16 protein-coding genes and 3 pseudogenes are annotated in these 19,262 nt (G+C 40.4%); 15 read left to right on the forward strand and 4 right to left on the reverse strand.

What is annotated here, in order from left to right:
- The first annotated feature begins 69 nt into the window (after window positions 1-69).
- A pseudogene (locus P4S71_RS12045) lies at window positions 70-1,022 on the forward strand (YihY/virulence factor BrkB family protein).
- Between the two features lie 39 nt (window positions 1,023-1,061).
- Here the strand turns inward: P4S71_RS12045 and P4S71_RS12050 are convergent.
- Window positions 1,062-1,943, reverse strand: coding sequence for a LysR family transcriptional regulator (locus tag P4S71_RS12050; RefSeq protein WP_337119847.1), 882 nt, complete (start codon window positions 1,941-1,943; stop codon window positions 1,062-1,064).
- A 491-nt stretch (window positions 1,944-2,434) separates the two neighbouring features.
- Between P4S71_RS12050 and P4S71_RS12055 the strand changes: the two genes are divergently transcribed.
- Both P4S71_RS12055 and P4S71_RS12060 read left to right on the forward strand, forming a co-directional pair.
- On the forward strand, window positions 2,435-3,277 hold the full coding sequence (locus tag P4S71_RS12055; protein ID WP_337119848.1) for a pirin family protein: 843 nt from the start codon (window positions 2,435-2,437) through the stop codon (window positions 3,275-3,277).
- Between the two features lie 21 nt (window positions 3,278-3,298).
- Window positions 3,299-4,279 carry a glutathione S-transferase family protein gene (locus tag P4S71_RS12060; protein ID WP_337150754.1) on the forward strand — a complete coding sequence of 327 codons (981 nt, stop codon included), beginning with the start codon at window positions 3,299-3,301 and terminating at the stop codon, window positions 4,277-4,279.
- Here the strand turns inward: P4S71_RS12060 and P4S71_RS12065 are convergent.
- The 3 genes from P4S71_RS12065 to P4S71_RS12075 are packed head-to-tail and all read right to left on the reverse strand — an operon-like array spanning window position 4,276 to window position 5,320.
- Window positions 4,276-4,518 (reverse strand): hypothetical protein, encoded by a 243-nt coding sequence (locus P4S71_RS12065; RefSeq protein WP_007376988.1) that lies wholly within the window; start codon window positions 4,516-4,518, stop codon window positions 4,276-4,278. The genes P4S71_RS12060 and P4S71_RS12065 overlap by 4 nt on opposite strands.
- A gap of 1 nt (window position 4,519) precedes the next feature.
- Window positions 4,520-4,975 carry a threonine/serine exporter gene (locus tag P4S71_RS12070; protein WP_149614404.1) on the reverse strand — a complete coding sequence of 152 codons (456 nt, stop codon included), beginning with the start codon at window positions 4,973-4,975 and terminating at the stop codon, window positions 4,520-4,522.
- A gap of 6 nt (window positions 4,976-4,981) precedes the next feature.
- Window positions 4,982-5,320: a hypothetical protein gene (locus P4S71_RS12075; RefSeq protein ID WP_007376986.1), complete on the reverse strand. Its 339-nt coding sequence runs from the start codon at window positions 5,318-5,320 to the stop codon at window positions 4,982-4,984.
- 490 nt (window positions 5,321-5,810) lie between these two features.
- Here P4S71_RS12075 and mraZ point away from each other — a divergent pair, with 490 nt between their 5' ends.
- The 12 genes and pseudogenes from mraZ (at window position 5,811) to P4S71_RS12135 (ending at window position 19,254) form a co-directional block, all read left to right on the forward strand.
- Window positions 5,811-6,269 (forward strand): division/cell wall cluster transcriptional repressor MraZ, encoded by a 459-nt coding sequence (gene mraZ, locus P4S71_RS12080; RefSeq protein WP_007376985.1) that lies wholly within the window; start codon window positions 5,811-5,813, stop codon window positions 6,267-6,269.
- A gap of 28 nt (window positions 6,270-6,297) precedes the next feature.
- Window positions 6,298-7,236 carry a 16S rRNA (cytosine(1402)-N(4))-methyltransferase RsmH gene (gene rsmH / locus P4S71_RS12085; RefSeq protein WP_337150755.1) on the forward strand — a complete coding sequence of 313 codons (939 nt, stop codon included), beginning with the start codon at window positions 6,298-6,300 and terminating at the stop codon, window positions 7,234-7,236.
- A complete protein-coding gene (gene ftsL, locus P4S71_RS12090) occupies window positions 7,233-7,562 on the forward strand; it encodes a cell division protein FtsL (RefSeq protein WP_007376983.1) in 330 nt (109 codons plus the stop codon). Before rsmH ends, ftsL begins: the two co-directional genes overlap by 4 nt.
- Window positions 7,559-9,375: pseudogene (locus P4S71_RS12095) on the forward strand (penicillin-binding transpeptidase domain-containing protein). The gene ftsL and the pseudogene P4S71_RS12095 overlap by 4 nt, the downstream one beginning before the upstream one ends.
- Window positions 9,368-10,846, forward strand: a complete 1,479-nt coding sequence (gene murE, locus P4S71_RS12100; RefSeq protein ID WP_149606495.1) for a UDP-N-acetylmuramoyl-L-alanyl-D-glutamate--2,6-diaminopimelate ligase — start codon at window positions 9,368-9,370, stop codon at window positions 10,844-10,846. The pseudogene P4S71_RS12095 and the gene murE overlap by 8 nt, the downstream one beginning before the upstream one ends.
- Window positions 10,843-12,225, forward strand: a complete 1,383-nt coding sequence (locus P4S71_RS12105) for a UDP-N-acetylmuramoyl-tripeptide--D-alanyl-D-alanine ligase (RefSeq protein WP_096792491.1) — start codon at window positions 10,843-10,845, stop codon at window positions 12,223-12,225. The genes murE and P4S71_RS12105 overlap by 4 nt, the downstream gene beginning before the upstream one ends.
- Window positions 12,225-13,307, forward strand: coding sequence for a phospho-N-acetylmuramoyl-pentapeptide-transferase (gene mraY / locus P4S71_RS12110; RefSeq protein WP_096792492.1), 1,083 nt, complete (start codon window positions 12,225-12,227; stop codon window positions 13,305-13,307). Before P4S71_RS12105 ends, mraY begins: the two co-directional genes overlap by 1 nt.
- Window positions 13,308-14,640 (forward strand): annotated as a pseudogene (murD, locus tag P4S71_RS12115) (UDP-N-acetylmuramoyl-L-alanine--D-glutamate ligase).
- Window positions 14,637-15,812: a cell division protein FtsW gene (gene ftsW / locus P4S71_RS12120; RefSeq protein ID WP_007376977.1), complete on the forward strand. Its 1,176-nt coding sequence runs from the start codon at window positions 14,637-14,639 to the stop codon at window positions 15,810-15,812. Before murD ends, ftsW begins: the two are co-directional and overlap by 4 nt.
- On the forward strand, window positions 15,809-16,885 hold the full coding sequence (murG, locus tag P4S71_RS12125; RefSeq protein ID WP_337150756.1) for an undecaprenyldiphospho-muramoylpentapeptide beta-N-acetylglucosaminyltransferase: 1,077 nt from the start codon (window positions 15,809-15,811) through the stop codon (window positions 16,883-16,885). The genes ftsW and murG overlap by 4 nt, the downstream gene beginning before the upstream one ends.
- Window positions 16,886-18,337, forward strand: coding sequence for a UDP-N-acetylmuramate--L-alanine ligase (gene murC / locus P4S71_RS12130; RefSeq protein ID WP_337150757.1), 1,452 nt, complete (start codon window positions 16,886-16,888; stop codon window positions 18,335-18,337). It begins immediately after the preceding gene.
- The gene (locus tag P4S71_RS12135; protein WP_007376974.1) at window positions 18,334-19,254 is read left to right on the forward strand and encodes a D-alanine--D-alanine ligase; all 921 of its coding nucleotides are present in this window, start codon (window positions 18,334-18,336) and stop codon (window positions 19,252-19,254) included. The genes murC and P4S71_RS12135 overlap by 4 nt, the downstream gene beginning before the upstream one ends.
- The last annotated feature ends 8 nt before the right edge of the window (window positions 19,255-19,262 follow it).

Raw genomic sequence — 19,262 nt, forward strand, 5'->3', positions numbered from 1 at the left:
TACCAAATGTTCAATATAACTTGGCAAACATTTTGCTGAGATAACGTAACACAAATTTTGGGATTTAGAATGAAAGAGACTAAACGAGGGCAGCAAGCAGCGCAACCTGTGCATATTCCTGTAGTAGGTTGGTGGGATATTGTTAAGCGTATTTTTAAGCAAATGAACGAGGACAATTTATCGCTTGTTGCTGCAGGAGTTGCGTTTTATGCACTGCTTGCTATTTTTCCGGCTATTGCCGCCGTTGTTTCTATTTATGCTTATTTTTCCTCTCCTACTGATATTAGTGAACATTTGAGTTTGTTTGTTACGTTATTACCTGACAGCTCACGAGAACTCATTTTGTCTCAAGTTTCAAGTCTTGCTCAAAGTTCAAACGCTAGTTTAAGTATCAGTGCATTGGGAACTTTAGTACTTACTATTTGGAGTAGTTCTAAAGGGAGTCAGGCGCTTATTACTGCGTGTAATATTAGTTATCGAGAATACGAAAAACGCTCATTTTTTAAAGCGTTACTAGTGCGCTTTTTATTTTCTATGGGTGCGATTATCGTTGCTATTTTTTCACTTATAATTATTGGTATCTTGCCAATTGTACTTAACTTAGTTGGACTTAAAGAAGGCATAGATTTACTGATCAAGCTTATTTCTTGGCCATTATTGGCTTTAATATTTAATTTTACATTAGTGCTCTTATATCGCTACGCCCCGCACCGAAAGCCAGCTAAATGGCGTTGGATCACAATAGGATCCTCCATTGCTACCGTGCTTTGGATTTTGGCATCTATTGGTTTTTCATTTTATGTGTCGCGTTTTTCGAGCTATAACGAAACCTATGGCTCGTTAGGTGGGGTAGTTATTATGTTAATGTGGCTTTATATAAGTGCCTATATTGTTATTTTAGGCGCTTCGACTAACGCCGCAACGGAACAACAAACGGCGATAGACAGCACAATTGGCCCCGCAAAAAAAGAGGCAATCGAGGCGCATATGTAGCCGACCACCTCGATGTGAAAAACAAGTGATTTAATTTGCTATAACTTAGGGCGATTAGTTGAAGATTGTTAATCTAAACTCAGGTTAATTAATTGCTCTTTAAACTCTTGTGCAGCAGGCCCTAGTCTGTCTGTGTCATTACACATTAAATATAACTTAAGGGCACGGGTTGTCCCTTGCTCTAGATTTAGTACCTTTAATTTTTCCTCTTCAATTAGGTGAGATACTTGTGTACGAGGAAGCCATGCATAACCTAAATTTTGGCTAACCATATCAATAGAGTTTCGTAAATGACTAACCGTCCAGCGCATATCTGCGCCTAGCCAACCTTCATCATGGCTAGTTTGCGTGCCAGAATCACGAACTACAATTTGCCTATACAATTTTAAATCACGAAATGACAAAGTCTCTGTGCGCTGATGCAGCGGATGATTTGGGTGTGCTACAGCGACAAATTCTATATTACAAAGCTGGTTACAACTAATACCGTAAATAGGAATTGAAGAAATAGCTAAATCAACAACGGCATTATTTAATAACTCGTTAGCGCCCGTTAACACGCTTTCTATTAAATCGATTTTTAAAAGCGGATAAAGTTCACTGGTTCTGGCCAGTGCTTGATACAAAATGGGGTGGGGGAATACTTCATCAACTGCAATTTTTAATGTGCTCTCCACACCTTCGCTGAGCGTATTGGCGACAGATTCTATTTTACTCGCTTCTTCAATTAAAAACTCTGCGCGGCGTAAAATAAGTTTCCCGCTGTCTGTTAAAAAGGCTTTGCGACCCTTTACTTCAAGTAATTTAATTTGCAAAGCGACTTCTAGTTTTTGCACTGCGTGATGTACCGTTGACTGGCTTTTATGAACAGCTGCACTTGCACCAGCAAATCCACCATGGTCAACAACAGCCTTAAACATTTTCCACTGCTCTAGTGTTGCTTTCGCCATATTTTATCCTACTACCACTTTTATCTGATTGCATAACTTGACCGCATAGACTCATTATTTATTGCGTAACAGTTAAATTTTTTGTTGGATTATTTAGATAGAATGATTTTTTATTTTTCGAAACGCCATAAAATCATTTCTATTTTTAAGTAGTCGTATCCATTTATTGTAAGTAAGTGATGAGGAGCCTGTACCAAAGCCGTCGAAAGCAAGCTGCATTCTAATTTTACTAATCATTATTAAACAACTTTGCATTAGTACTTCAGGATTAACAATCAATTACTCAGCAATTTAAGTAATTTAAGTAATTGATAAAGCGGATATTTAAAAAATAAGTAAAAATAACCACGGTAATACAAGGTTTAAAATATGAACAATAAAGCATAGTTTTCTATTTTTTAGAATGTTATGGCCAATTTAAAGACATAGTTGTTTTATTTAATGAATGATTTAATACCTTCATCAACTTCTTTTTTAAAGCGAATTAAAAAATGAAAATATCAAAAGTGCTTACAGCTTATGCAACTCAAGATGGCGATGGCGTAAGTATTAGTCGTATCCCAGGATTTGATGGTAAATATTTAGATCCATTTTTAATGATTGACGAACTTAAGTCAGACGACAAAAAAGATTATATGGGAGGTTTTCCAGAGCATCCCCATCGAGGAATTGAAACGTTTACTTATATTTTAAAAGGAGGCTTTGAACATCGTGACCAAATGGGTAACAAAAAAGCAATTAAAGCAGGTGATGTGCAATGGATGAGTACAGGGCGCGGCGTCATGCACAGTGAAATGCCACTCGCTGATACCGTTGATGGATTGCATGGCTTTCAAATTTGGATCAACATGCCAAGTTTGGATAAGATGCGCGACCCACGTTATCAAGATACTACGCAAAATTCAGCTCCGAGTTTTACAAATACGCACGGTGTGACGTTAAAAGCACTTGCGGGGTCGTGGCAGTTCGAAAGTGAAACGCTTACAAGTAGTTTGCAGGGTTTAGCTGCTAATGCTTTACTTGCTGACATTACATTACCCGCTGGTAAAAGCGTTCATTTGGAGCCTCTTAGCCAACAAAAAGTAATGATCTATATTCATAGCGGCTCAATAATAACAAGCGACGATCAAACAATCCCAGCCGGTAAGTTACTTATTTTAGAGCCAGACAGTGATATTAATATTACCTCAGAGCAAGGCGCTGGTGTTTTGGTTTTAGCTGGCGATCCACTTAATCAACCGATTGCTCACATGGGGCCGTTTGTAATGACGACGCAAGCTGAAGTACAGCAAGCAGTGCGTGATTATCAAAACGGCGAGTTCGGCAAAATTTAACCCTATTTTTAGGAGAATTTCATGGGATTATTAGTTGATGGTCAATGGCAAGATAAGTGGTACGACACTGATTCAAGTAACGGAAAGTTTGAGCGTGAAGCTGCGCAGTTACGTCATTGGATAACTGCTGATGGTAGCGCTGGAATAACGGGCGACGCAGGTTTTAAAGCCCAATCTAATCGGTATCATTTATATGTATCACTTGCGTGCCCTTGGGCGCATCGAACGCTTATATTTAGAGCGTTAAAAGGGTTGGAAAATTTAATTACTGTGTCGGTTGTTAGCCCTGATATGCTTGATAGTGGTTGGGCTTTTGATACGCAAAAAAACAGTACTGGTGATGCTTTATTTAATAGTAACTACTTACATCAAGTGTATACAAAAAATAACCCAAAGTACTCCGGGCGGGTAACCGTTCCCGTATTGTGGGATAAAAAGCTAAATAAAATTGTCAGCAATGAGTCTGCCGATATTATACGTATGTTTAATAGTGCATTTAATGAATTGACTGGCAATACCGATGACTTTTATCCTGAAGAATTGCAACCAAAAATTGACGAATTAAACGCGTTGATTTATCCAAATATAAATAATGGTGTTTATCGTACGGGTTTCGCAACAACTCAGGATGCGTATGAAGAGGCGTTTAACGATTTATTTAAAGCACTCGATACAGTAGAGGGGATTCTGAGTAAGCAGCGTTATTTAGCCACAAACAAACTCACCGAGGCTGATTGGCGATTATTCACTACGCTGATTCGGTTTGATAGTGTGTACGTTGGTCACTTTAAATGTAATTTACGCACAATTGAAAGCTACCCTGCACTGAGCGGATATCTTAGAGATCTATATCAAGTTAGAGGAGTGGCCGAAACAGTTGATTTTTATCATATTAAACGTCATTACTATTTTAGCCATACAATGATCAACCCGACACAAGTTGTGCCAAGTGGTCCAAGTATTGATTACTTATCTGATCACGGTAGAGGTATTTATCTTTAAGCGAGTAGCCTAACAAGCCAGCCATATTTTCTAACCAAGCTGGTTTCGCTTTTCCCTGCCTGTACAGCAGCACCGGCTAAAAAAGCACTTGTTAGTCCTACTTTAGTTGCTGCAAAACGTTTTAACCGATATTGAAACGCCGCATGGTGTTGGCGTTTTAATTCACTGCGCATATCCATTTGCTTACTAAGAGCTTGAACGTTTTTGTTTGGGGCCTTAATCAAATTATCTACTAACATACTAATTCCCATGTAAATTTAATAGCTGCTTTAAGCTTTTAAGTGTTTTACTAAAACCAATTTTATTGCTTAGGTAAACTGTGTTTTTCCAAAGCCATACTAAACAAGCAACTTGCAGTGAAGTAGCTGTTGCAATACTCAGCCATACCGACCCAAAGAGATCATATACACCGTATCCAACAGCACCTAGAAATCCTGCCCACAACAAAACCAAGCCACTGGCAAAACAGCCTAAAAATATAGTGATCAATGCAAGCGATCTAAGCGACAACCGCCATTCAGCTTTAGCAAGCTGATGGGTGATCTCTCCTTGGGTCTGGTAATCATCCTTGAGTTGCTTAGAGTACTCTAAAAGCTTTGCAATATGATCTTGCCAATCGTCCTTTTGGCTTGGCTGCTCAGTAGCTTGGTTTTGCGCGTTACCATCCTTGGTCGCGGTTGTTTGTGGGTTATTCATCACTGATTACTTACGACGAAATAATGATGTAATTAACATACCAGCAGCAAAAGCAATGCCCGCAGTTGCTAATGGGTTTTCAGAAGCGAAAGCACGCGTTTTTGCAGTGCATTCGCTCAGCTTTTCGCGTGCAATAAGTTGTTTTTCGCTTAGTGCTTCTGCTGAACTAGAAGCGCCTTTACGAACACTGCTTTCAGCTGTTGCTGCTTTGCTAGAAAGTGCATCTACAGCATCGTGCGCCGCTGATGTGGCTTTCTCTGTAAGTGGCGAGTCAGTATTTTTTAGTTTAACGTCAGGCTTAACATCTGAAGTTGTGTTTGGTTTCGTATTTGTTGCAGTAGCCATAATCAATCCTTAATAAGTTAAAAATTTAAGTAGTGATTTAGATGATGCAATGATTAAACCAAATTTAACTTTTATTTTAACCTGTTGAATTTTAGATTTTTTTGTTTCCCCTGGTTTTGTCAAGGTTGGTAATTTAAAAAAACAGTAACTATTACTACACGGTTAGGTAAATTTTACAAAGAAGGTGAAAATGCTTAAAAAACTGTAAATATTCATTGTTTATTCAGTAAGCAGAACATGTAGAAATAAGCATATTAAAACTAAGTAAATTTTTTTTCGTTGTTATTCCACTTTTTCCCACGTAATTCAATCGCTTTGCTTGAACCCTTATTTTTTCTAGCTTTGAGACTCGTTAAAGCTGGTCAGCTTACTTGACAAAAAGGCTTGTCAAGCCCTAAACTGGAGGACTGTGGTAAAAAGTGGTTTTTAGTGGATCAAACTGGATCAAAGTAATCGCTAGGCGATTAAAATAATTTAAAGCAGGCTGTTTATGTTTCGTGGCGCAAGTTCACTGAGTTTGGATGATAAAGGACGCTTTGCGGTACCAACCAAGTACCGAGAATCTCTGCTATCTGAAGACCAAGGAACTGTTATTTGTACTGTTGCGCTAAATGAGCCGTGCTTATGGTTATATCCGCTTGCTGAGTGGCAAGAAATAGAAAATCGTTTAGCTAAAATTTCAAATATGAATCCACGAGCTCGACGTATGCAGCGTATGTTGCTAGGGAATGCCACAGAATATCAACTTGATAAAAATGGTCGGATTTTGTTAGCGCCTTCATTGCGTGCACATGCAGATCTAGGCAAAAAAATAATGTTGGTTGGTTTGATGAATAAGTTTGAAATTTGGGATGAGGCGCGTTGGAACGAACAAATGCGCCAAGATACTGAGCTTGAGAGGCTTGGTGATTTTGAACCTCACCCTGATTTAGATAATTTCACTCTCTAACAGCACAATAAAAGGCAAATAATAGCTAATGACAGCGCAATTTGAACACGTATCCGTTTTAATGGACGAAACCATAGATGCCCTTTCAATTAAGCCAGACGGCATATACATGGACGGCACTTTTGGACGTGGCGGTCATTCAGGGCAAATATTAGCACGCCTTGGTAATGAAGGTCGTTTGCAAGCGATTGACCAAGATCCGCAGGCAATACAATCAGCTGAAAAGTTTGCTGATGATCCGCGATTTGCAATTGCACATACTCGCTTTTCAAAACTTTACGAAGTAGCAGAGCAAAACGATCTCATTGGTAAAGTCGACGGGATTTTATTAGATATAGGTGTGTCGTCGCCACAGTTAGATGATGCTGGGCGTGGTTTTAGTTTCATGAAAGACGGCCCACTAGATATGCGTATGGATCCAACAAGTGGTCGCAGTGCAGCCCAATGGTTAGCTGAAGCTGAATTGGATGATATTACCCATGTAATTAAAAAGCTGGGTGAAGAGAAATTTGGTAAGCGTATTGCGCATAAAATACTTGAGATTAGAGAGCACACGCCAATTACTACGACTAAGCAGTTAGCTGATTTAGTCGATGAAGCAGTACCTGTAAAAGATAAGTTTAAACACCCTGCTACTCGTACTTTTCAGGCGATCCGTATTTATATTAATAGCGAACTTGAAGAGATTCAAACGGCATTGCAGTCTGCAATTAAGGTCCTTAAACCCGGTGGTCGTTTGGTTGTTATTTCGTTTCATTCATTAGAAGATCGTATTGTAAAACAGTTTATTAGAAAACAGAGTCGGGGAGAAGTATTACCCAGAGGTCTGCCTTTAACTGACGCACAAATAAATAAAAATCTGACGTTAAAGGCAGTGGGTAAAGCGATTAAGCCAAGTGCCGCTGAAGTTGAGCGTAATCCGCGTTCTCGTAGCTCTGTACTTAGGATTGCTCAGAGGCTGGAATGAATATAAAAGCGAATCATCGTCAACCACCTAATTTATTTTTTGAAATTGTTAAAGGCCTAGGAGCTAATAAGCTTACCTCGGCCTTGTTGGTTGTGATATTCGCGTCAAGTTTAACTGTGGTACAAGTAACACATCTTGCTCGAGGGCAACTTATTGAACAAGATTCGTTACTCCAAGAGCGTGATGAACTTGATTTAGAATGGCGTTATTTATTAGTTGAAGAGGAATTTTATTCACAGCATGCACGTATCGAAGAAATTGCGAAATCACAGCTGAAAATGAAACGACCAACGAGTCAAGATGAACAGGTAATAATACTGCAATGAGAAATCGAGGCAAAAAACCAGTAAATAACTTAATTACATGGCGCTTTATGCTGGTGTGTGGCGTTGTGTTTATGGTGTTTGTAACACTGGTATCTCGTGCTGCTTATTTACAAGTAATTGAACCTGACAAAGCCCGTTCTGAAAGTGATAAACGTACCGTACGTGTCGAAAAACTTCACGTCCAGCGTGGGATGATTTTTGATCGTAATGGCAAAGAGCTCGCGGTGAGTGTACCGGTAGTGAGTGTGTATGCAGATCCTAAAGCACTTCACAAATCACTTGTTTCTAAAGTGATTAAGCAAGCGCGTAAAAATGGCGAGGATCAACAATCACTTGCAGACAATGCGGTCGAACTTGATAAACGTACAGTGCAGTATTACAAAAATGATATGCGCTGGCGTGAACTCGCTGACGTTCTGCGTACCGATCCGAAAAAATTAATTCACGCCTTCTTAACGATCCTTCTCGTCGCTTTGTTTACTTAAAACGCCAAGTAACTCCTGCCGTTGCAAATTATATTGGCGACTTACGTTTGCCTGGCATTCATTTATTAGATGAATCTAAGCGTTATTACCCTGCCGGTGAAGTAACTGCACATATTATTGGTTTCACCAATATAGATGGCAAAGGTATTGAAGGTATTGAAAAGCTGTATGAGAATGCATTAACGGGCGAAGAAGGCCGTCGTACTATACGCAAAGATGCACAAGGACGCGAAGTAGAAGTGCTTGATGAGCGCGAACGCGTAGAACCTGAAAGTATTCAGTTAAGTATTGATCAACGTATTCAAGGCATCGCTTATAAAGCGATTAAATCTGCTGTACTTACTTATAAAGCGACATCGGGTTCAGCGATGGTTGTTGATATAAAAACAGGCGAAGTATTAGCGATGGTTAATAGCCCTTCGTTTAATCCAAACAACTTAAGCGATGCTGCCCCGCATAAGCGCCGTAACCGCGCAATTACCGATTTGTTTGAACCAGGCTCAACTGTTAAGCCCCTAGCCATTTTAGCTGGGCTAGACTACGGCGCAATTAAAGCCGATGACAAAATTGATACTTACCCTGGTTGGATGCGTTTAGGCGGTAGCTTAGTTCAAGATACTCGCAATCATGGTGAGATGACACTGCGCGAAATTTTAAAATACTCTTCAAATATGGGAGTTACGAAAGTAACGCAGTTAGTACCTAAAGATTATTTAGTGGGATTGTTTCAAAAGGTAGGGTTTGGCTCAGATTCAGGCACCGGTATGGTGGGGGAAAGCAGTGGTTTGTTTTACCCTAATCGCCGTTGGTCGGATCATGAAATTGCTGCGCTTTCATTTGGTTACAATATTGCAGTAAGTACAGCCCAAATGGCACGATTTTATGCCATGTTAGGCGCTGGGGGAGTCAACCGTCCATTAACGATTTTAAAACAAGATAATGTACCAGAAGGCGAACGTATTTTTAAACAAAAAGACGTAGAAGCCGTGGTCCATATGATGGAAAGTATATTTGAAGAGGGCGGCACAGCCAGTCGCGTTAAAGTTGATGGCTATCGGGCAGCAGGTAAAACAGGTACATCTAAAAAAGCAGCTGTTGGTGGTTATGGTGACGAATATGTTGGCTATTTTGCAGGTGTCGCACCTGCAAGTAATCCTCGATTAGCCGTTGTTGTTATGATTAATGAACCCGGCGGGGATGTGTACTACGGAGGGGCCACCGCTGGGCCTGCATTTGCTGAAATAATTTCGAATTCATTAAGAATATTAAATGTAGCACCGGACAAGGAAGATGTTGCCTACGTGGAAGGTAAAAAGAACGATGCGTGATTTAAGAGATACTTTAAAATACATCGAAATTGATGCGCCCTCGCAACTGGTAAAACATTTACGCATTGATAGTCGTGAGGTAACACCAGGTGATGTATTTGTTGCTATTAAAGGCCATTCACTTGATGGCGGACAATTTATTGCTAAAGCAATTGAAAATGGCGCAACAGCGATTATTGCTGACAGATTATGCGAATTTGAAACAAGTTTCGAACCACTATATTTAGTTTCAGAGCTTGATAAAAAGCTTCCAGAATTAGCAAGTCGCTTTTATAACCAACCAAGTCAGGCTTTGGATTTAATTGGTGTGACTGGCACAAATGGTAAATCAACCACCACAGCAATGATTGCTCACTTAGCGCAATTTTGTAGTACTGAGTCAGCGATTATTGGCACGCTAGGTTATGGACATCCTAATAACTTAACTCCACTGATGAATACTACGCCTTCAACGGTTGATTTACAGCATATTTTGAGTGATCTAAATTTACAGCATAAAAAGCTAGTCGCCATGGAAGTGTCATCGCATGGGTTAGTGCAACAGCGTGTTGCTAAATGTGAATTTAAAGCAGCTGTGTTTACTAATCTTTCGCGTGATCACTTAGATTATCATGGTGATATGGCAAGTTACGGTGATGCAAAATTAATGCTTTTTCGTGATTTTGAACCGCAAGTTGTGGTGCTTAATCAAGATGATTTTCAAGCGGAGCAATGGCTTGAAAAGTATGATTTTAATAATCTAATTTGTTATGGCCGCAAAAACTTAGCTCCTAAGAATACTCGATACGTCTATTTTTCTGATGTTGAATATTCAAGTGTAGGTATTTCGGCGCAGTTATCGACGAGTTGGGGTGATATATCAATTAAATCGCCTCTGTTTGGCGAATTTAATTTATATAACTTAACGGCAGCGCTCGCTACATTGCTAGGGCTTGGTTATCCGCTTGAGCAATTAATTACAGGTTGTGCGCAGTTACAGCCAGTCGCTGGGCGAATGCAAGCATTTAGTCAAGCAGGCATGCCAACGTGTGTTGTTGATTATGCACATACGCCCGATGCACTTGCACTTGCATTGCAAGCATTGCAACAGCATGTACCAGGTGGTGTGAGTTGTGTATTTGGTTGCGGTGGTGACAGAGATAAAGGTAAGCGAGTATTAATGGCGCAAGCAGCTGAGCAAAATGCTAATAAAGTTATTATTACCAGCGATAACCCGCGATCTGAAAATCCTGATGACATTATTGCTGATGTGGCTGGCGGTTTAGTGAACCCTCAAGACGCACATTTAGAGGCTGATAGAGCAACTGCAATTCGTTTTGCTATAGAAAATGCTACAGCTGATGATGTTATTTTGATTGCAGGTAAAGGCCACGAAGATTATCAAATTATAGGCGATAAGCGCATCGACTTTTGCGATCGCCGTTATGTACAAGAACAACTAAAAAAAGCAGTAAGAGGGATAACACAATGATCCCAATGGATTTTGATTGGTTAGCCAATGTACTAACAACCGATTATCAAGGTGATAATCAACAAGTGCTTAATATAAATACTGATACTCGTACAGTGTGCGATGGCGAAGTGTTTTTAGCACTTAAAGGGCCCAATTTTGATGGCCATAAATTTATAGCAGAAGCTAAACAAAAAGGCGCTATTGGCGTTATTGTTCAGCACAAAGTAGATGTAGATATTCCACAATTTATAGTAAGCGATACACGTATTGCACTAGGTGCAATTGGCACTGCTGTTATGGCGCAAGTGGCGCCTAAAACAATTGCAATTACAGGGAGTGTAGGTAAAACCACCGTAAAAGAAATGTGTGCAGCAATTTTGTCGGTTCACGGTGATGTATTAGCTACTAAAGGTAATTTTAATAACGATATTGGCGTCCCACTTACGTTATTGCGCTTAGAGCCTCAACATCGTTTTGCAGTAATTGAACTAGGTGCAAATCACTTAGGTGAAATTGCCTACACAACTGCAATGACCAAACCAGATGTGGCCGTTGTATGTAATGTTGCAGCCGCTCACTTAGAAGGTTTTGGTAGCTTAATGGGGGTTGCAAAAGCTAAAGGTGAGATTTTTGATGGCCTAAAAGATGACGGCGTTGCCATTGTTAATTGCGATAGTGAATTTAGCCAGTATTGGTTAGATAAACTTGAAGGGCGTAATGTTAAACGTTTTTCTACAACCGAAAAACTCGACATTTGGGCAGAGAATATCACGCTTGATGCCAATGCGCGTGCAAGCTTTACGCTTTGTACTAAAGACAAGCAAGTCCCTGTTACTTTGGCGCTACCTGGCAAGCACAATATTAGTAACGCACTTATTGCGGCTGCACTTACTAGTGAATTTGATGTAACTCTTGAAGAAATAGCCAATGCACTTGCCACTATGGGTGATGTAAAAGGGCGCGTTAATCTAATTGAAGTGTCTGATTTACTCACCGTGGTTGATGATACCTATAATGCCAATGTTAAGTCGGTAAAGGCTGCGATTGACTTGTTAAGTGATATGCAAGGTCACCGCATTTTAGCGCTGGGAGACATGGGGGAGCTAGGTGAAGATGCACGTAAATATCACCAAGAAGTTGGTGAGTATGCACTTGAGCAAGGGATTGATGAGTTATTTACATTAGGTGTATTAAGTAAATGCGCAAGTGATGTGTTTGAACTCCCTAATCGCCACTTCTCGAGCCGTGAACAAATGCAGCAAAAAATTCAAGAAAGTATTAATAAAGTGAATACAAAAACAACAATAGTAGTGAAAGGATCGCGCAGTTCTCGCATGGAATTATTAGTAACCGATTTAGTTAATGGCCAGCAACAAGCCATCAATGGAGTATCATAATGTTAGTTTGGCTGGCAGAGTATTTAACCCAGTATTTTAGTGGTTTTCATGTTTTTTCGTATTTAACGCTACGTGCCATTTTAGGTATTTTAACTGCGCTAATTATGTCTCTTTATTTAGGACCTAAGTTAATTCGTGGTTTGCAACGTATGCAAATAGGTCAAACGGTTCGAGACGATGGTCCGCAATCGCATCTATCTAAGTCGGGTACGCCGACTATGGGTGGCTTACTTATTTTAGCGGCTATTTTTACCAGTACGCTACTATGGGCTGAATTATCGAATAAGTATGTATGGGCAACGCTGTTTGTAATTGGCTCATTAGGTATTGTTGGCTTTGTTGATGACTACCGTAAAGTTATCCGTAAAGATCCAAAAGGTTTAATTGCTAAATGGAAATATTTTTGGCAGTCAGTAATTGCGTTAGTTGTAGCTACTGCTTTGTACTTTACCAGTGCACAAGCATCTGAGACATCTCTTGTTGTTCCATTTTTTAAAGACGTATTACCGCAACTTGGCTTGTTTTATATTGTGCTTACGTATTTTGCAATAGTAGGGACATCAAATGCAGTAAACCTGACTGATGGGCTTGATGGCTTAGCCATCGTACCCACTATTTTAGTCGCCGCAGCATTGGCAATTATTGCTTACTTAACAGGTAATATTAACTTTTCGGCTTACTTACATATTCCGCATTTACCGCTAGCAAGTGAGCTTGTGGTTGTGTGTACTGCCATTGTCGGTGCAGGGCTTGGCTTTTTGTGGTTTAACACTTACCCAGCACAAGTATTTATGGGTGATGTAGGCTCATTAGCACTTGGTGGTGCATTAGGTATTATTGCTGTTTTAGTACGCCAAGAGTTACTGCTTATTATTATGGGCGGCGTATTTGTTATGGAAGCACTCTCGGTCATATTACAAGTGGGATCGTATAAATTACGTGGGCAACGCATTTTTAGAATGGCGCCAATTCATCATCATTACGAATTAAAAGGTTGGCCGGAGCCACGTGTTATCGTACGCTTTTGGATTATTTCTATTGTGCTAGTCCTCGCTGGTCTAGCGACATTAAAGATTCGATAAATGCAGTATTTAAACGAGATAAAAAATAAACAAATAACAGTGCTCGGACTCGGTGTTACCGGTCTGGGCATTGTGCGTTTTTTATTATCTCATAGCCTTATGTCAAAAGTTGTTGATAGCCGTACAAGCCCTCCAGGGATTGATTGGCTTAAAGAGCATGCACCAAATCTAGATACACACTTTGGTAATTTGGATGACGCAGAGCTTCGTACAAGCGATATAATTATTATAAGTCCAGGGCTCAGCTTAAAAATACCAGCTGTTGCAGATGCAATTAACGCAGGTGTTGAAGTGATTGGCGACGTTGAGTTATTTGCACGTATTAATACAAAACCGGTTGTTGCAGTAACTGGCTCGAACGGTAAATCAACCGTGGTTACGCTCGCTTATGAAGTATTAAAAGAAGCCGGCTATAAAGTTGCTTTGGGTGGGAATATTGGCACCGCGGTGCTGGATTTACTCAATGATGATTTTGATGTGTATGTACTTGAGCTATCTAGTTTTCAGCTAGACACCACAAAGAGCTTAAAGCCAATAAGTGCAACGGTATTAAATGTGTCAGAAGATCACCTTGACCGCTACGACAGTTACCAAGCTTATATAGACTCAAAGCTAAGTATTTATGACGGTGCAGAGCTTATTGTAGTTAATACTGACGATAGTCAAACGCATCCAGTTGAGCGCGGTACAACCCCTAATCAGCTTTGGTGCTCAACAAGGTGATTACCATTTAGCGCAGCATAATGGCGAAACTCATTTTATGCTTAAAGGCGATGCCTTTTTACCTGTTGATACGCTTGCGGTAGTGGGTAAGCACAATTATTTAAATACGCTTGCAGTAATGGCGCTTTTAAGTCCGTTTGAAGTAAGTAAAGCGCAATATAAGAACGCGTTAGGTCAATTTAATGGATTGGCTCATCGCTGCCAATTTGTAGCTGAATTTAATGGTGTAAAATATTTTAACGATTCAAAGGCGACTAATGTTGGGGCAACTATTGCAGCAATAGATAGCTTAGCTAGTGATGGTGAAAACCTGATTGTTATTGCAGGTGGTGATGCTAAAGGCGCTGATTTAAATGCCCTTAAACCTTATATTCAACGGCATGTTAAAGCATTAATTTGTTTCGGCAAAGATGCAAGTGACTTAGCTGCGATTACCAATAAGAGCTATTTAACTAATAATATGGAAGAAGCCGTTGCTTTGGCCAATGTACTCAGTCGTGCTGGTAATATTGTTTTATTGGCCCCAGCATGCGCCAGTATTGATATGTATAACAACTATATGCAACGCGGTGATGACTTTGTTGAGTGCGTTATGACGGAGAAAGTATGATTGCCTTTGCCGATATAAAAGACGCATTAACACCTAAGCCTTCGGCGCAGTTATACGATGTTCCGCTATTGTACTGCGTAATAATGCTAATAGGTGTTGGTTTTATCATGGTAACCAGCGCATCAATGCCGACCGCTGAACGATTATTTGATAACTCGTATCATATTACTATTCGTCACAGTATGTTTTTAGCTATGGCTTTTGTTCTTTTTTGGATAACGGTTTGTGTACCAATGGATTGGTGGAAAAGATCAAACCCTTATTTATTAATACTAGGCATGGTGCTGTTAATAGCCGTATTAATTATTGGTCGTGAAGTGAATGGAGCTAGGCGATGGATCCCTATTGGCCCGGTTGGTTTTCAGGTGGCTGAGGCTGCAAAGCTGTATTTTTTTAGTTATATTGCGGGCTATTTAGTAAGAAAACGCGAAGAGGTACAAGAAAATATTAAAGGCTTTGCAAAGCCTATTGCTGTATTTGCGGTATATGCTCTGCTTATTTTGCTGCAACCCGATTTGGGCACCGTAGTTGTTATGTTTGTAACTACGGTTGGTCTGCTATTTTTAGCCGGTGCTAAGTTATGGCAGTTTTTTGTACTTATTTTAACGGGGGTTGGCCTCGTTGTTTTACTTATAATTGTTGAGCCATATCGTATGGCACGTGTTGTTGGCTTTTTAGATCCCTGGGATGATCCTTTTGGTAAAGGTTATCAGTTGGTGCAATCGCTAATGGCATATAGCCAAGGTGGTTGGTTTGGCCAAGGCCTTGGCAACAGTGTACAAAAGCTACAATATTTACCTGAAGCGCATAACGATTTTATTTTTGCTGTTATAGGTGAAGAACTTGGTTTAATCGGCGTTGTAAGTATTTTAATGGTATTAGCTACCTTGGTATTTAGAGCGCTATTAATTGGTCAGCAAGCATTAAAGTGTGGCAAAGAATATGAAGGCTATTTTTCGTTTGCTATTGGTATTTGGTTTGCATTTCAAACCATGGTTAATGTAGGTGCGAGTGCGGGTATTTTACCGACAAAAGGATTAACACTGCCGTTTATTTCTTACGGTGGATCAAGCTTAATGATTATGACGATAGCCACGGGCATTTTATTACGCGTAGATTTTGAGACTAAGATGGCAACAAAACAAGCCACTTCACGCGGAGGTAAGCGATGAGTAAAAAATTAGTCGTTGTAGCTGGTGGAACTGGCGGGCATATTTTCCCTGGTATCGCTGTAGCTGACTATTTAAAACAACAAGGCTGGCAAGTTAGCTGGATAGGAACACCTGATAGAATGGAAGCTGACGTTGTTCCAAAGCATAACATAGACATTGATTTTATTGATGTTAAGGGTGTGCGTGGTAACGGTATAAAACGTCTTGTTAAAGCGCCATTTATGGTGCTTAACGCCATATTGCAAGCACGTAAAGTTTTAAAAAAACAGCGTCCAGATGTCGTACTTGCTATGGGCGGGTATGTAACTGGACCAACAGGTATTGCTGCCAAAAGTTTAGGTATTCCGCTGGTTATTCATGAGCAAAATGCGGTAGCGGGCATGAGTAACAAATTGCTAGCTAAGTGTGCTAATCGTGTATTAGCGGCATTTCCAAGTGCATTTGCGCATGGCCAAGCTGAACTTGTTGGCAATCCGGTACGTCAAAGTGTTATTGATATACCAAAGCGTGATGTATCAAGCCCAATAAATATGTTGGTAGTTGGTGGTTCACTTGGGGCACAAGTACTTAACCAAACATTACCTGAAGCATTTAAAGTATTGAGTAATACCACCGCAATTAGTGTGTGGCATCAAACAGGTAAAGGCCATTTACACAGCGTTAAAGAGGCTTATAAAGCACACAGTTTTGATAGTAATAACTTAAACGTTGCTGAATTTATTGATGATATGGATACGGCTTATGCTTGGGCTGATATTGTCATTTGCCGCGCGGGTGCGTTAACGGTTAGTGAAATTGCTGCGGCAGGAAAAATGGCTATATTTGTTCCATTTCCTCATGCAGTGGACGACCATCAAACAGCGAATGCACAGTATTTAGTAATGGCAAATGGGGCTTTGTTAATGCCTCAAGCACAGTTTAATCAACATTCAATTGTTGAGCTTTTAAATCCTTATTTAGCTAAGCCTATATTAATTAAACAAATGGCAGCAAATGCTCAAAAGCAAGCCATTTTGGATGCCACAGTAAGCGTTGCAGCACACTGTGAGCAAGTAACAAATAAGAGAAAATAAGTGAAAGAAACGTCAGTACAAGAAAAACACACACGCCCTGCAATGCGCCGAATAGAAACCATCCACTTTATTGGTATTGGTGGAGCCGGTATGGGCGGTATTGCTGAAGTACTCGCTTTTGAAGGCTACCGTATTACAGGTTCTGACATTGCTCATAGCGCTATGACAGATCGCTTAATTAAAGCCGGTGCTGAGGTATTTATTGGTCATCACGAAAATAACGTAAAAGATGCTAACGTAGTCGTTGTTTCAAGTGCTATTGATGAAACAAACCCTGAGATTGTTGCAGCAAAAGCAGCAAGAGTTCCGGTTGTGCGCCGCGCAGAAATGCTCGCAGAGCTAATGCGTTTTCGCCATGGTATAGCGATTGCGGGGACGCATGGTAAAACAACGACAACAAGCCTAATTGCGAGTATTTATGGACAGGCGGGGCTTGATCCAACTTTTATTATTGGTGGCTTGTTAAATAGCGCAGGTAGTAACGCAAAAGTAGGAAAAAGTGATTTTTTAATAGCAGAAGCTGATGAAAGCGACGCGTCGTTTTTACACTTGCAGCCAATGGTTTCGGTGATCACAAATATTGAAGAAGATCACATGGATACTTACGGCGGCAGTCTTGAAAAAATGAAAGACACATATGTAGATTTCATTCATAACTTGCCGTTTTATGGTTTAGCTGTTGTATGTATTGATTCTGAAGTTGCTGCTGAGCTTATCCCGCGATTTGGTCGCCCAGTTATAACGTATGGCGAATCGAAGGATGCTGATTACCGCATGAGCGACTTTAGCCAATCAGCTAATACGTGCACATTTACAGTAACTAACAAACAAGGTGAGTGTTTAACTGCCACGTTGAATATGCCTGGTAGACACAACGCACTTAATGCAACCGCTGCGATTGCTGTTGCAAAAGATCAAAACATTGCTAACCATGCAATTTTAGAAGCGCTGCAGAAGTTTGAAGGCATTGGTCGTCGTTTTCAACACTATGGTGAATTTGAAAACGAGCGTGGCAATGTGATGTTAGTTGATGATTATGGGCATCACCCTTCAGAAGTTGCAGCAACAATTGCTGCAGTGCGTGAAGGTTGGCCTGATAAGCGTTTAGTAATGGTTTATCAACCACATAGATTTTCTCGTACACGCGACTTGTACGAAGATTTTGTAAAAGTACTTGCTGATGTAGATCAGTTACTATTACTTGATGTGTATAGCGCAGGTGAAGACCCTATAGTCGGTGCTGATAGTAAAAGCCTCTGTAGAAGTTTACGCCAACGTGGCAAAGAGCCACTTCATGTTGCTTCAAGTTCAGAGCTTGCAGGTGTCCTCGGTGAATGCCTAAAAAATAACGATTTAGTATTAACCCAAGGCGCAGGTAATATAGGCCAATTAGTAAAAACCTTAGCTGCAACGGGTATGTCGATAGAAAAACTTAAGCAAGGTGAAGTATGACCCAGGTAAACACACAATTTGGTAAAGTAGCGGTGCTGTTAGGTGGCAATTCAGCAGAGCGTGAAGTGTCATTAAAATCTGGTCAAGCTGTTTTAAATGCACTGCAAAGTAGTGGCATTGATGCAATTGCATTTGACCCACAAAGTCGTTCTTTGTGGGAATTAAAAGAATTAAATGTAGAGCGCGTTTTTATTGCGTTACATGGTCGTGGTGGTGAAGATGGCACCGTACAAGGTGCGCTTGAATTTATGAACCTGCCTTACACAGGTAGTAATGTATTGGGCTCAGCCCTCGCTATGGATAAAATTCGCTGTAAACACTTGTTTAAATCTGCGGGTCTAAGTACGGCCCCTTATGCGGTTGTCGATGCTAAAAAAGGCTTTGATGCAGTTGCCATTATGGATGAGTTTAAAAAGGTAATGGTTAAGCCATCGCACGAAGGCTCAAGCATAGGTATGGCACAAGCAAGTAATGCGCAAGAGTTAGAAGAAGCACTCGCTAATGCATTTAAGTTTGATAGCCAAGTACTTGTCGAACAGTGGATTACAGGACGAGAGTTCACGGTTACTGTATTGGGTGATGAAGTACAGCCTGTAATTGAGATGACCACGCCTAATGGTTTTTACGATTACCAAGCTAAGTATCAATCAAGCACGACGCAATATCATTGCCCTGCAAATTTATCAAAGCACGATACAGAGCACTTACAAGAAATTTCACTTGATGCATTTGACCTTGTAGGTGCAAGTGGCTGGGGACGTGTGGATGCAATGCAAGATGAGCAAGGACACTTTTACCTACTAGAGGTAAATACAGTGCCTGGCATGACTGAAAAATCACTAGTACCAATGGCTGCAAAAGCGAATGGGGCAAGTTTTGAGCAATTAGTTGTTCGCATTTTGGAGCAAACACTTTAATATGCACC

The organism is Pseudoalteromonas sp. B62, from assembly GCF_037162565.1.
In the GTDB taxonomy this organism is placed as follows: Bacteria; Pseudomonadota; Gammaproteobacteria; order Enterobacterales; family Alteromonadaceae; genus Pseudoalteromonas; species Pseudoalteromonas fuliginea.